Origin of the sequence: Microbacterium limosum, from assembly GCF_036324365.1 — a bacterium.
GTDB classification, from domain to species: Bacteria; Actinomycetota; Actinomycetes; order Actinomycetales; family Microbacteriaceae; genus Microbacterium; species Microbacterium limosum.
In genome coordinates this window covers 2,391,306-2,405,665 of the sequence record NZ_CP137080.1, presented here as the reverse complement: position 1 = coordinate 2,405,665, position 14,360 = coordinate 2,391,306, and the positions used below count along the sequence as shown (strand labels likewise).

Annotated in this window: 7 protein-coding genes; all 7 read left to right on the top strand. The window is 72.1% G+C overall.

All coding sequences use genetic code 11. The features are described from left to right. Positions 1-36 precede the first annotated feature (36 nt). The 7 genes from RYJ27_RS11615 to RYJ27_RS11585 all read left to right on the top strand — a co-directional run bounded on the left by RYJ27_RS11615 (position 37) and on the right by RYJ27_RS11585 (position 14,321). On the top strand, positions 37-3,909 hold the full coding sequence (locus tag RYJ27_RS11615; protein ID WP_330170455.1) for a DNA-directed RNA polymerase subunit beta': 3,873 nt from the start codon (positions 37-39) through the stop codon (positions 3,907-3,909). Between the two features lie 127 nt (positions 3,910-4,036). Then, positions 4,037-4,702 (top strand): hypothetical protein, encoded by a 666-nt coding sequence (locus tag RYJ27_RS11610; protein ID WP_330170454.1) that lies wholly within the window; start codon positions 4,037-4,039, stop codon positions 4,700-4,702. Positions 4,703-4,800: 98 nt separating this feature from the next. Next, a complete protein-coding gene (locus tag RYJ27_RS11605; RefSeq protein ID WP_330170453.1) occupies positions 4,801-5,805 on the top strand; it encodes an ABC transporter in 1,005 nt (334 codons plus the stop codon). A gap of 16 nt (positions 5,806-5,821) precedes the next feature. Continuing rightward, the gene (locus tag RYJ27_RS11600; RefSeq protein WP_330170452.1) at positions 5,822-6,316 is read left to right on the top strand and encodes a hypothetical protein; all 495 of its coding nucleotides are present in this window, start codon (positions 5,822-5,824) and stop codon (positions 6,314-6,316) included. 51 nt (positions 6,317-6,367) lie between these two features. After that, on the top strand, positions 6,368-7,042 hold the full coding sequence (locus RYJ27_RS11595; RefSeq protein WP_330170451.1) for a spermidine/putrescine ABC transporter substrate-binding protein: 675 nt from the start codon (positions 6,368-6,370) through the stop codon (positions 7,040-7,042). A 167-nt stretch (positions 7,043-7,209) separates the two neighbouring features. Further along, positions 7,210-8,349: a serine/threonine-protein kinase gene (locus RYJ27_RS11590; protein ID WP_330170450.1), complete on the top strand. Its 1,140-nt coding sequence runs from the start codon at positions 7,210-7,212 to the stop codon at positions 8,347-8,349. After that, entirely contained in the window at positions 8,346-14,321 is a 5,976-nt protein-coding gene (locus RYJ27_RS11585) for an Ig-like domain-containing protein (RefSeq protein WP_330170449.1), read from the top strand. The genes RYJ27_RS11590 and RYJ27_RS11585 overlap by 4 nt, the downstream gene beginning before the upstream one ends. Positions 14,322-14,360 lie beyond the last annotated feature (39 nt).

The following is a 14,360-nucleotide window of genomic DNA, read 5'->3' as shown; positions in this document are numbered from 1 at the left end:
TAACGAATTCGACTCTTCAGACGCACAGGAGAACTAGTGCTCGACGCAACAACATTCGATGAGCTTCGCATCGGCCTGGCCACCGCCGACGACATCCGTCGTTGGTCTTACGGCGAGGTCAAGAAGCCCGAGACCATCAACTACCGCACGCTCAAGCCCGAAAAGGACGGCCTCTTCGGCGAGCAGATCTTCGGACCCAGCCGTGACTGGGAGTGCTCGTGCGGCAAGTACAAGCGCGTGCGCTTCAAGGGCATCGTCTGCGAGCGCTGCGGCGTGGAGGTCACCAAGTCCTCCGTCCGCCGCGAGCGCATGGGCCACATCGAGCTCGCCGCGCCCGTTACCCACATCTGGTACTTCAAGGGCGTGCCCTCGCGCCTCGGGTACCTGCTCGACATGGCTCCGAAGGACCTCGAGAAGGTCATCTACTTCGCGGCGTACATGGTCATCTCGGTCGACGAGGATGCTCGTCACGCCGACATGCCCCAGCTGGAGAACGAGCTGCGTCTCGAGCTGAAGACGCTCGGCGACCAGCGCGACTCGCGCATCGCCGCCCGCCTCCGCACGCTGGAGGAGGAGCTCGCCTCGCTCGAGGCAGAGGGCGCCAAGGCCGACCAGAAGAAGAAGGTCAAGGACGCCGCCGAGAAGGAGATGGCGCAGACCCGCAAGGGCTTCGACGAGCAGATCGCTCGCCTGGAGCGCGTGTGGGAGGACTTCCGGGGCCTCAAGGTCGGCGACCTCAAGCCCGAGGACGACGTCTTCCAGGAGCTGCAGGACCGCTTCAGCCTCTACTTCGAGGCGCACATGGGCGCCGAGGCGATCCAGAAGCGCCTGCAGGACTTCGACCTGGCCGCCGAGGCCGAGGCGCTGCACCTGCAGATCGCCGAGGGCCGCGGGCAGCGCAAGATCCGTGCGATCAAGCGCCTCAAGGTCGTCAACTCGTTCCTCTCGACGGGCATGAGCCCCGCCGCGATGGTGCTCGACGTCGTTCCGGTCATCCCGCCCGAGCTGCGCCCGATGGTCCAGCTCGACGGCGGCCGGTTCGCCACGAGCGACCTGAACGACCTGTACCGCCGCGTGATCAACCGCAACAACCGCCTCCGTCGCCTGATCGACCTCGGTGCTCCCGAGATCATCGTCAACAACGAGAAGCGGATGCTGCAGGAGGCCGTCGACGCGCTGTTCGACAACGGCCGCCGCGGCCGCCCCGTGACGGGCACCGGAAACCGCGCGCTGAAGTCGCTCTCCGACATGCTCAAGGGCAAGCAGGGACGGTTCCGCCAGAACCTGCTCGGCAAGCGCGTCGACTACTCGGGCCGTTCGGTCATCGTCGTCGGTCCGCAGCTGCAGCTGCACCAGTGCGGTCTGCCCAAGCAGATGGCGCTCGAGCTGTTCAAGCCGTTCGTGATCAAGCGCCTCATCGACCTCGGTCACTCGCAGAACATCAAGGCCGCCAAGCGCGCCGTCGAGCGCACGCGTCCCGAGGTCTGGGACGTGCTCGAGGAGATCATCCGCGAGCGCCCCGTGCTGCTTAACCGTGCACCCACCCTGCACCGCCTGGGCATTCAGGCGTTCGAGCCGCAGCTCGTCGAGGGCAAGGCCATCCAGCTCCACCCGCTGGTCTGCGCCGCCTTCAACGCGGACTTCGACGGCGACCAGATGGCTGTGCACCTTCCGCTGTCGGTCGAGGCTCAGGCCGAGGCCCGCCTGCTCATGCTGGCGTCGAACAACATCCTGAAGCCGTCGGACGGCCGCCCGGTGACCCTGCCCTCGCAGGACATGATCATCGGTCTGCACCACCTCACGACGATCAAGGAGGGCGCCGCGGGCGAGGGTCGTGTGTTCGGCTCGGTCTCCGAGGCGATCATGGCTCGCGAGGAGGGCACCCTCGACCTGCAGGCCAAGGCGCGCATCCGCATCCAGGGGCTGTCGTTCCTCGAGGGCGAGGCCCCCGAGGACTACGACCGCCACGGTCTCGTCGAGGCATCCCTCGGTCAGGCGATCTTCAACGACGCGCTGCCCAAGGGTTACCCCTTCGTGCGGGAGCAGGCCGACAAGGGCAAGCTGTCGCAGATCGTCAACAAGCTCGCCGAGGAGTACCCCGGCGAGGTCGCGGCCACGCTCGACCGCATCAAGGACGCCGGCTTCTACTGGGCCACCCGTTCGGGTGTCACCGTGGCGCTGTCCGACATCCTGACGCCTCCGAACAAGGCCGAGATCGTCTCGAAGTACGAGGCCGCCGCCGCGAAGGTCCAGGACGACTTCGAGATGGGCTTCATCGACGACGGTGCGCGCCGCAAGGAGCTCATCGACATCTGGACCAAGGCCACCGACGAGGTGCAGGTCGCGATGCGCGAGAACTTCCCGGTCGACAACACCATCAACCGCATGGTGTCCTCGGGCGCTCGTGGCAACTGGCTGCAGATCCGGAACATCGCGGGTATGCGAGGCCTGGTGAACAACCCCAAGGGCGAGATCATCCCGCGTCCGATCATCTCCTCGTACCGCGAGGGGCTGTCGGTGGCGGAGTACTTCATCGCCACGCACGGTACCCGCAAGGGTCTCGCCGACACCGCCTTGCGTACCGCCGACTCGGGCTACCTGACCCGTCGCCTGGTGGACGTCTCGCAGGACGTCATCATCCGCGAGACGGACTGCGGCACCGGCAAGGGCCTCGAGTACGTCATCGCGGCCGAGGGTGCCGACGGCGAGCTGATCAAGGACAAGAATGTCGAGAACTCGGTGTTCGCCCGTACCCTGGCGGCCGACGTGGTCGACGCCAAGGGTGAGGTTCTCGCGGATGCCGGCTCCGACGTCGGCGACGTGCTGATCGACCGCCTCGTGGGCGCCGGAGTGACCTCGATCAAGGTGCGCTCCGTGCTCACCTGCGACTCGGCGGTCGGCGTCTGCGCCAAGTGCTACGGACGCTCGCTCGCGACCGGAAAGCTCGTCGACATCGGCGAGGCCGTCGGCATCATCGCGGCCCAGTCGATCGGTGAGCCCGGCACGCAGCTGACGATGCGCACCTTCCACACCGGTGGCTCGGCCTCGGCCGACGACATCACGCAGGGTCTGCCCCGCGTGCAGGAGCTCTTCGAGGCCCGTACCCCCAAGGGTGCGTCGCCCATCGCAGAGGTCGCCGGTCGCGTCACGATCGACGAGACGGAGAAGACCCGCAAGGTCATCATCACTCCCGACGACGGCGACGAGCCCAAGGTGTACCCGGTCCTCAAGCGTGCGACCCTCCTCGTCGAGGACGGTCAGCACGTCGAGGTGGGCGACCCGGTGCAGGTCGGAACGCTCGACCCGAAGGACATCATGCGCGTGCAGGGTGCCCGCGAGGTGCAGAAGTTCCTCGTCGGCGGCGTGCAGGGCGTGTACCGCTCGCAGGGTGTGCCGATCCACGACAAGCACATCGAGGTCATCGTGCGCCAGATGCTGCGCAAGGTCACGGTCGTCGACCACGGCGACACGACCCTGCTGCCCGGTGAGCTGGTCGACTCGCGTCGCTTCATCGACATCAACCGCCAGGCGGTCGCCGAGGGCAAGCGCCCCGCGTCCGGTCGCCCGGAGCTGATGGGCATCACGAAGGCGTCGCTCGCGACCGAGTCGTGGCTGTCGGCCGCGTCCTTCCAGGAGACGACCCGCGTGCTCACGCAGGCCGCCATGGAGGGCAGGAGCGATCCGCTGGTCGGCCTGAAGGAGAACGTGATCATCGGAAAGCTGATCCCGGCCGGTACGGGTCTGGCGAAGTATCGCAACGTCGTGGTCGAGGCCACGGAGGAGGCGAAGTCGGAGCGGTACCCCAACCGGGTGTTCGCGTCGGACGGCGTGTACTCCGAGGCCGACCTCGGGTTCGTCGATTTCGACAGCTTCTCGACGGACGACTTCACGCCCGGCACCTACAACTGATCCACCCGCTTCACCCGAAGGGCCCCGCATCCGTGCGGGGCCCTTCGGCGTTGCACGGCATGGCTCGCGGCGGCCGGCGCGACGCGGGATATGGTTCTGCGCGGACGGGCTTGTCGGAGGTGGAGGAATGGCGCGGATCGGTGGGCGGAGCCTGTGGCTGGCCTGGCCCATCGGGCTCATCGCCTTCGCGGTCGTCGCGGGCCTGGCCTGGCTGGCTTATCCGATGACGCCCGTCGTGGTCGCGTGGGCGCAGGGCGCGGTCGCGGGGACGCTCGGGCCGGGACCCGCCCCCACCGTGTCGGTGCCTCCGGAGTCCCCCGCCGCAGGAGAGGAATCGGGCGGTGCGGGAGAGGCGATCGAGGTCGAGCGCGCCGGCCCTCCCGGCACGTGCGAAGAGCTCTACCCGCCCTCGAACTGGCAGCAGCTGACCTCTTCGGCCGGCCTCGCCCTCCAGGAGGGGGCGACTGCGCCGCAGACGGCGGTGACCGACCTCGCCGACGCGCTGGGCGCGAGCGTGCTCGTCTCGTGCGCATGGACGGATGCGTCGGGGGCCGCCACGGTGACGCTGTCGCGCGTCGCCCCGGTGGCCGCCACGACGGTGGCGGGGGTGCTCGGCGGGGCGGGCTTCGAGTGTCAGCAGGTCACCGACGGGGTGGCGTGCGCCAAGCCCGCCGGAGAGGATGACCGAGCGGAGGAGCACGTCGTGCGCGGCGACCTCTGGCTCGCGACGGTGCGCACCCTTCCCGGGCCGCCGGTGCCGCAGGACGCCATCGAGTCCCGCATCTGGCCGTGATCGGCTGTGACACGCACCCGGCATGCCTGACGGACGCCGGCGCGCCCCCGGGGTAGCCTGACGCGAGCGGGGACAGTCCCCGTGTGAGGAGTGCACCCATGAGCGACGCAGGCAGAGCTCCCGGCGACCCCGTCGAGGAGCCGCGACCCACCGATGACGACGTGGTGGTCCGCGCCAATCAGGGCCTCGCCGACGCCGAAGCCGCGCAGCGGGGCTCCTCTTCCGACGAGGGCTCGACGACCGACGCGCGCGCCGCGCGCGCCGACGGGACGGATGCCGCGGCATCCGCGCACCGCTCCGCCGGCGTCCCCGGTTCGAGCTACACGCCGCCCGCCGCCGACCGCCCCTCCGACGCGGGCGACACGGGGCGATCGGGCGACCTCTCCTACATCGAGGCCGCGTCCGCGCGGTCCGACGCGCCGACCGCCGCGCTCGCCTCCGACGCACCGGCGCGCTCCTCCGAGCGTGCCGCCGTCACCGCCTCCGAACCCGCGTCCGGGGCCGAGCCCGTCGCGGGCGCCGCTTTCGGTGGGCCGCAGCACATCTTCGTGCAGGCTCCCGAACCGCCCCGAGCCCGCGGCAACCGTGCCGCGGCCGGTCTCATCGGTCTGCTGGCCGCCCTCAGCTTCGCGGCGCTGTACCTCGCGTGCGCGCTCGCCTTCGGGCTGCTGGATGGCACTTACACGCTCTCCACCCTCGTCGACGGCGCCCTCTCGGCGCTCCAGTCGTGGTGGCTGTGGACCGCCACCGTGGTGTTCTTCCTCGGCTTCTGGCTGCTGGGCGCAATCATCAACACGGGCCGGTGGGGTCACTGGGTGATCTGGGGCCTTCTCCTGGGCTTCGTCGCGTACGGTGCCCACCTGGTCGGTCAGCTGTTCCAGGCTCCGTTCTGGCAGCTCACGCGCACGGAGGGGGCCGAGCTCATCGAGGCCCAGGTGGTCGCGCCGCTCGCCTTCGCCGCCTTCGTCATCGGGCGTGAGCTCACGATCTGGTACGGCGCATGGATCGCCGCCCGCGGTCGCCGCGTTCGCGAGCTCAACGAGACGGCCCAGCGGGAGTACGAGCGCACGCTCGAAGCCGGCCCGCAGCTGGTCCGCTCCTAGGGTTCGGTACAAGCCCATGACCGACGACGACCGGGGCCCCGCAGGAGCGGACCCCGGTCGTCGCGGTCGGGAACGCGCGATCCTCGCCTTCGCGACGGCCGGGTTCTTCGCGCTCCTCGTCTTCGCGCTGGGCATGGTCTCGCTGCTGACGGGTGAGGCCGTCATCGCCGAACCGGGGCTCGGCCAGGCCCCCGGCATCCTGGGCACCATCCTCGCCGTGGCCGGGTTCGCGGCGGTGACCGCGTGGGCGCTCCCGCGCGGCAGGGCGGGAGCCGGGTCCGCCGTGCTGACGGGTCTCGTGGCGGCCGCCTCCTATTGCGTGGGCGTAGCCGTCGGTGCCACCGTGACGGGGACCGATCCGCTCCGTGCCCTGGGCATCGGGGCGAGCCTGGCGGTGTCATGGGTCGCGGCGGTCATCGTCATCGCGGGCGCGCTCGCGGGGGCCGGAGCCGCGGTCGCCGCCCGCTCCGGACCCGGTGTGCCGCGATGGCCATGGGAGCGCGACGACTAGGATTCCGCACGGATCCCTCGAGCACGCACGCGTGCGGGCTACCGTAGAGGGGTGGAGCGCTCCCTCGAGACGCAGGTCGGCCAAGCGGTGGATGCCTGGCTGCGTTGGCTTCCCCGGTGGGAGCCGGCGACCCACCGCGGACGCACGGCGCCCTGTCGTCGCTGTTTCGGCTCGCCCATCCTGTCGGCGGTCGGTCTCGGTGCCGACGTCCCGCACGGCGTGCAGCACGGGCTGTCGACCCGCATCAAGACGATCGTCGACCACGCCGTGGCCACGTACACGGCGCAGAATCTGCCGATGCTGCAGGCGGAGCTCGACCAGCAGGCGGCCCGCAACCGCGCACGCAGCTACCGCCCCATGGAGGGCCTCGAGCCCGAGTACGAGGGCCTGCCGCTGGATCCCGACCCGACCCCCGGCGCGCCGTTCCTCTTCACGATCTCGGGTCTGGCCCAGGAGATGGATGCCGCGGTGCCCGCCCTGCCGCCCCTCAGCGCGGAGGCGAAGGCCGCCCTCCGGCAGGAGGTCGGTCTCGCCGACGACTACGCGAACCTCGTCGGACGAGAGGTGTGCGCGATCCTGCTCCATCACCGGCTCCGCGTGCAGAGCGCCGTGACGGAGTTCGTCGAACCGCAGGTGGACGCCCTCCTGTCCGAGCTCTCGCAGTCGCTCGACGCCCCCTTCGACCCGGGCGAGCCGCGCCTGGGCGGCCTGGACGCGGAGCGCTGAGCCCACGCATCCACGGTCTTCCGCGGCGACGCCCGCCTCGCATCCGGCTTTGTTACCATGACTGCACTCCTCGCCGTCGGCGGGGGACGCGCCGATTGCTGTCAGGGGGGCGGCGGCGCCTGAGGGCATGTCATGCGCCGCCGCGGGCGCGTTCTGGGGGGATCGACATGGGCAAGCGTCTGCCGTCGTCGCCTCCGCTGCTGCCCGGGCTGACCTACGTCCGCCCTCTCGGGTCGGGCGGTTTCGCCGACGTCTTCCTCTACGCGCAGGACATGCCGAGACGGTTCGTCGCCGTCAAGGTGCTGCCGAGCGACGTGCAGGACTCCGACCTGCTGCGGATGTTCAACGCCGAGGCCGACGTGCTGGCGCACCTGTCGGCGCATCCCTCGATCGTCACCGTCTATCAGGCCGGCATCTCGGCCGAGGGCAGACCGTACATCGTCATGGAGTACTGCCCCGACTCGCTGGCGCAGCGCTATCGCGTCGAGAGGATGCCGGTGGCGGAGGTCCTCACGATCGGCGTCAAGATGGCCAGCGCCCTCGAATCGGCCCACCGCGCCGGCCTCATCCACCGCGACGTGAAACCGAGCAACATCCTGGTGACGAGCTTCGGCGCGCCCGTGCTGGCCGACTTCGGCATCTCGTCCTCGCTCGCGCGGGGCCGGGCCGAGCAGGTTCTCGCGATGAGCGTGCCGTGGAGCGCTCCGGAGGTCGTCACGGAACAGACCTCGGGCACGGTCGCGAGCGAGGTGTGGGGCCTCGGGGCGACGGTGTACTCCCTGCTGGCCGGCCACAGCCCCTTCGAACGCCTCGAGCGCGGCCAGAACACGAGGGAGCATCTGCGTCGCCGTATCACGCGCGGCACGTATCGCACGCTCGGGCGTCGTGACGTGCCCGAGTCGCTGCAGCAGGTGCTGGCCACGGCGATGAGCCGGGATCCCCGTCGCCGCTACCCGCATGCGCTCGACATGGCCGAGGCGCTGCGCGCCGTGCAGACGGAGCTGGGCCTGGCCGCGACACCGCTCGAGATCGTGGCGGAGGACTGGACCCCGCCGGCCCCCCAGATCGACTTCGCCGACGTGGCGCTGCGCGGTCCGGTCCGCTCGCAGGTGGCCCAGGAGAGCACGCGGCGCGCTCCCGCCCGCGTGGGCATCGCCGCCCTGGCACGTGACGAGGACGAGGACATCTCCCGCTCGATCGAGCCGCGGCGGCCGCTGTGGCCGTGGCTCGTCGGCGGACTCGCGGTGCTCGCCTTCGGGGTGCTGGCGGGGATCGTCGGCGCGCTCGTGGGATCGGGGGCCTGGTGACGCCCGTGCCGCGCGGGCGGCGGGCGCTGATCACCGGGCTGTCGGTGATCGCCGTGCTCGGGGTGGTCGTGGGGGTGTCGGTGGTCTGGCCGGGTCTGGATGCCCGCGAGGTCCCGCCGGCGGAGACGTCGCTGTGGGCGCTGCAGACCGGCGACGGGCGCCGCTACGCCCGCGTCAACACGGCGGTGGGTGAGCTTGACACCGTGCGCAACGTGGGCAATCCGAGCGCGCTCGCGCAATCGCCCGCCGGTGCCTTCCTGTTCTCCGAGAGCTTCGGCCGGGTGACCCGGCTCGACGAAGCGCAGCCCGCCGATGTCGTCGACGACGTCCTGCGGGAATCTCCGGCCACGCCGGCGGGAACGACGGATGTCGCGGTGGCCGGCGATTTCGTCGCGTACCGCACCGATACCGGCGCGGTGTGGACCGGCGCCCTCGGCGATCCCTCGCCCGCCCAGGTCGCCCCCGACGGCGCAGACGCCCCCGACTACACGGCAGCCGCCATCGCCGTGGACGACGGGGGGATGCTCTACGCGTACTCGGCGGAGCGGGGGGAAGTGCTGCGGTACGACATCGCGGCGGGGCAGGCCCGAGGGCGGGATCCGCTCGATGCGGACGCGGAGGACCCGGCGCTCACCGCGGCATCCGGTGCGTGGTTCCTGCTCGACCGCTCCAGCGGCGGCGCGTGGCAGCGGGGCGCGGATGCGGGCGCCACGACCGATGTGGACGCCACCGCGGTCGTGAGCGTTCCGTCGTCCGTCGACGACGCGGTCTACATCGCCGACCAGAGCAGGCTGCTTCGGTGGGAGGTGGGCGCGGCGCAGCCGGAGATCGTCGCCGGCGGGGTGGACGAGGTGCGGGGCACGCCCGCCCGGCCCGTCACCGTGGCCGGCGTGACCTACGCCGCGTGGCTGCCGGAGACGGGCGGCGGCACGCTGTGGTCGTCGGCGGCCGGAGAGAACGCCCTCGACTTCGCGGGGCGCGACCTCGGCGATCAGCGTCGTCCCGTCTTCCTCGTCTCGGGGGGCACCGCCGCCCTCAACGAGACGCGCTCGGGCTGGGTGTGGGAGGTTCCCGGCGGCCGGCTCGTGCCGACCAGCCAGGACTGGACTCTCGACGATCGGCAGGACCCGACCGCGGACGACAGCCTCGAACAGGCCGCCGTCGTGCTGGACCCCCGGCCCCCCGTCGCCGAGGCCGACGCGTTCGGTCTGCGGCAAGGGGCGCTCTCCGTCGTGCCGGTTCTGCTGAACGACCACGATCCCAACGAGGACGTGCTGAGCATCGATCCCGCGTCGGTCACGGGCCTGGACCCCGGGTTCGGGGAGGTGACGATCACCGACAACGGTCAGCGACTGGCCGTGCGTGCCGCGCCCGGGGCGAGCGGCACGGCGACGCTCACCTACCGGGTCACCGACGGCACGGCATCCGAGGGCATGTTCTCGGAGCCCGCGACGGTGACGCTCACGATCGTCCCGGCGGGGGCCAACTCCGCGCCGCAGTGGTGCGGCGTCCCCGAGTGCCTGCACGAGTGGCCCGCACCCGAGGTGGCCGCCGGCGGCACCGTGTCCGTCCCGGTCCTGACGGGATGGGTCGACCCCGAGGGCGATCCCCTCCTCCTGCTCTCCGTGACCAACCCCTCGGGCGTCGGGGTCGTCGCGTCGACCCCGGCGGGCGAGGTCGTGTACCAGCACGCCGACGACGGCACGGGCGCGGCGGGGACGGTCGATCTCGTCGTGACGGTGGCGGATGCGCTCGGCGCCGTGAGCAGCCGGCCGCTGAGCATCCGCGTGTCGGAGCAGCCGGGTCTCGCCGCCGACTCGTTCGCGCTCGTCGACAGCGGCGCGAACGCGGTGACCGTGGACGTCGGCCCCCACGTCGTCGGAACCGCGGGCCGGGTCGAGCTGACGGCCGTGCGCGTGCTCGATGACGCGGCGGCGACCGCCGTGGTCTCGCCGGGCGGCACCGTCTTCGACTTCTCCGCCGCTGGGCCGGGCACCTACCGACTCGCCTACACGGTGAGCGACGGTGCGCGGGAGGCCACCGCGACGGTGCGCATCACCCTCGTCGCCGAGGACGCCCCGGCGCAGCTGACGACCGCTCCCGTCGTCGCGTTCGTGCATCCCCGCGAGGACGCGACCGTCGACGTCTTCGCCGCCGTGTCCAACCCCACCCGCCGCGTGCTGCTGCTCAGTGACGTACGCGCCCGCGCGGCGCCGGGCTCGAGCCTGAGCGTCGACGCGGTGGGGCAGAACTTCCTTCGCGTCTCGGGTGCCACGGCATCGGGCGAGGCGGGCCTGCTGGGCACGGTCTCGTACACCGTCGGCGACGGCACGGCGGATGACGGGGCCCAGGTGGCGGGCGAGGCGACCGTGTACCTCCTTCCGCCGGCGCCGGAGCTCGCCCCGATCGCGGTCGATGACACGGTGGTCGTGCGCGCGGGTGCGCAGGTCGACATCCCCGTGCTCGACAACGATGTCGCGCCCTCCGGATCGGCCGTGAACCTGAACCCCGCGCAGGTGGTCTCGAGCACCCCCGACGCGCTCGCGTTCGGTTCGGGCTCGACCCTGCGATACCTCGCGCCCCCGGACCCGGGAGAGTACACGGTCGAGTACGGGGTGTACTCGGCCGCGTCGCCGGCGCTGGCCGACACGGCGAGCGTGCGCGTCCGTGTGATGCCGGAGGACGCCAACCGCGCCCCCGTCCCCGCGACGCTGGAGGGACGCGTCGTGTCCGGGCAGACGACGACGATCGCCTTCGACGGGTTCGGCGTCGATCCGGACGGCGATGCCGTGCTCCTCGATCAGGTCGTCTCGCAGCCGGCATCCGGGTCTGCGACGGTGTCGCCGGATGGCACATCGATCGTCTACTCCTCGGTCCCCGGCCATCGCGGCCAGGTGTCCTTCCGCTACCGCGTCGTCGACGGCCTCGGATCCACCGGCACGGGTACGGTGCGCATCGGTGTGCTCGATGCGCAGACCGACCCCGCACCCGTCACGTTCACCGACTATGTGCACGTGCAGGCGGGCGAGGGCAACACGGTGCGGATCAGCCCTCTCGACAACGACGTCGATCCCTCGCGCGGCACCCTCCGCCTCACCGGGATCCAGCCGGACGTGTCGGCGACCCTCGACGACGGAAGCGCGAATCCGGAGTACGCGCGGCAGCGGGAGCTGATCCGCGAGCTCGACGACACGTCGGTGCTCGTGGCGGCGGGAGACGCCCGGGGAACGCTGTCCTTCCTCTACGACGTCGAGAGCGACTCCGGGAACACGGCGCGCGGGCGCATCGTGGTGCGGGTCGTTCGGGAGGCGGTGCCGAACTACCCCACCGTCGCCGACACCACCCTGACCGTCGAGAGCCGTGACGACTTCCCGAGCGGGGTCGACGTCGTCTCCGGCAAGGCCTCCTGGATCGGCGGCGACGTCGCCGATCTCTCCCTGAGTCTGTGGGGCGACCCCGAAGGGGTGCGGGTCACCGGGAACCGCCTCGCGGGAGCTCTCCCCGAAGAGAGCCGCGTCGTCGCCTTCGAGCTGTCGGGCGACGCCGCAGACGGGCCCGTCTCGACCTTCGGATTCCTGCGCATCCCCGGCGAAGCCGACCTCGTTCCGGCCGTGCGCAGCTCCGCCCCGGCATGGGAGGTCATGGAGGGGGAGTCGGGCGCGGTCGACCTCACGAGGGTGATCGCGGTGCCGCGCGGTGCCGGGCTGGAGGTCTCGGAGGCGGTGAGCGCGTCCGGAGCCCGGCCGGGCAGCGCGTGCGCACTCGAGTCGGGGACGCGGCTGCGCTACGACGCCGGGTACGGCGCGCCGTGGATGGACGCGTGCGAGGTGCCGGTGCGGGTCGGCGGGGCGCAGGAGTGGACCTATCTCTCCCTGCCCGTGACGATCCGCGCGGCGGCGCCGCAGCCGGCGCTGCGCACGGGCTCGCTGACGCTCGCACCGGGCGAGAGCACGACGTTCGACCTGCGTTCGCTGACCACCTGGCAGGGTACCGAGGACTGGGACGGCGTCGCGTACGGCGTCGCCTATGCGGGCGCCGCCTTCGAGGTCCTGGACGAGGGGGGCGTCCTGACCGTGACGGGCCGCGACGACGCGGTTCCCGGTGTCCAGGAGGCCGTCGAGATCTCGATCACGAGCCACGCGGGCGTGGCCCCCGCCCGGCTGCTGCTGCGGGTGGGGCCCGCGCCGAGTCTGCTGCCGCGCGCCGGCGCCGTCGCGCAGGTGTGCTCGCAGGCGGCGGGAACGTCCTGCACGATCGACGTCGTCGCGGCCGCCGGCGAGGTGAACCCGCTGCCGCGCACCCCGATGGAGCTGGTCGGGGTCCGTGCCGCGGGCGCGTGCACCGGCGTCACCTTCGAGGTCGCCTCGCCGCGCGCCGTCATCGCGCGCTGGACGGCGGATGCGGCCGGCGCGACCTGCCCGGCCGTCTTCTCCCTGCGCGACGCGCAGGGTCGCGTCACGGCGGGCGAGCGGGACGGCTCGCTGCTGCTGGATCTGCAGGGGTTCCCCCGTGCGCCCGGCGGGGTCGTGCAGACCGGCTACGGCGACGGCACCCTCACCCTCCGGGTCGACCCGGGGGAGGCCCGCTCCGCCTACCCCGCGCTGACCGGGTTCACGGTGCGCACGGGCGGATCCGTCGTGGCGACGTGCGATCCGCTCGGTGTATGCGGTCCGATCCCCGCTCCCAACGGTGAGGAGCGCGGATACGAGGTGACCTCGACCAACGCGGTCGGCGAGTCTCGCGGTGTCGTACGCACGGTGGCCTGGGCGTACGATCCGCCCGGGCCTCCCGGGCGCGTCACGGCGCAGCCGGTCGTGACCGGGGGCGAGGGCGGCGTCGTCGCGCTCGGAATCGAGGGGGTCGACTCCGCCGACACGGGCTGGCTGGAGATCGCCAGCGAGTCCGGCGAGACGCTGCGGGTCGACGTCCCGCGCGGCCGGGAGACCATCGATGTCGCCTCCTACCGCGTGGGCTCCAACACCGCCTCCCCGATCGTCGTGACACCGCACTCCCGGTACGCGGTGCCCCCGGGTCTGCCGGGGGAGACCACGGGGCCGTCCCTGACGATCTTCGGCAACGGCGTCGGCGCCCCGAGGGATGTCGCGCTGACTCTCGCGGCGACCTCCCTCGGGGACGGGACTTCGCGGATCCGCGCCGAGGCATCCGCCGGCAGCGGGGGCGACGGGTCGCGCCTGGTCTACGGGATCGTCGCCGCCGGCCAGCGATGCGTGCCGCAGGCGCAGGGGTCCGTGGCCGAGTTCGGGCCCGTGGCCGACGGCCAGGAGTACGGCTACACGGTGTGCGTGCAGTCCCGGGTGGGTGAACGCGTGTTCGGAGAGGCGAACGCCTCCGCGACGGTGCGCGCGCTGCAGAGCGGGCGGCCGCCCGAGGGATGGACGTACGTCGTCTCGCCCGCCCCCGAGGTGTCGCAGGAGGGCGCGTCGTGGATCATCCGCGACGCGCCGGCATCCGCCGAGCAGCCCCCGCGCAACAACTCCGTCGAGATCCAGGGCGGGCCGCCCTCGAGCGTCTTCGACCGCAACCCCGGCATCCGCGTGCGCTACGTGCACCGGCAGTGGGGCACCGCGACCGACTGGGCGCTCGCGCTGCCCCGCGAGGGGAGCGCCCCCTACCAGGTCTGGGCCCGATGGCGCGTGGACGTGTGCGAGGGCGGACAGCCCCTCGCCCTCCGGGGTGATTCGTCCAACGATCCCGCAGGCGGCCGCGCGTCGATCGTCTTCGACCGCGGCGGGGCGGTGTTCCGGGACGCCTCCGGCGCCGTCCTCCCGTTCGATGCGGGCACGGGAATCGTGCCCGTGGGGGCCGTCTCCGTCGAGGGCATCCGGGTCACGGCAGACTGGGCCGCTCAGGGATGGGGGCTGCAGCCGGCCACGGGTGCGTTCGGATCGGCCTGCTCGCCGAATCTGCCCCCGCCGGACCCCGTGCCGCCGGCCGACGGGGAGGCCCCGTGATGACCTCGCCGCAGCCGCTCCGGCCCGCACGACTTCGAT

Excerpts from the sequence above, each read along its gene's own strand:
- RYJ27_RS11610 (WP_330170454.1), top strand. The coding sequence starts at position 4,037 with ATGGCGCGGATCGGTGGGCGGAGCCTGTGGCTGGCCTGGCCCATCGGG.
- RYJ27_RS11605 (WP_330170453.1), top strand. The coding sequence starts at position 4,801 with ATGAGCGACGCAGGCAGAGCTCCCGGCGACCCCGTCGAGGAGCCGCGA.
- RYJ27_RS11590 (WP_330170450.1), top strand. The coding sequence starts at position 7,210 with ATGGGCAAGCGTCTGCCGTCGTCGCCTCCGCTGCTGCCCGGGCTGACC.
- RYJ27_RS11600 (WP_330170452.1), top strand. The coding sequence starts at position 5,822 with ATGACCGACGACGACCGGGGCCCCGCAGGAGCGGACCCCGGTCGTCGC.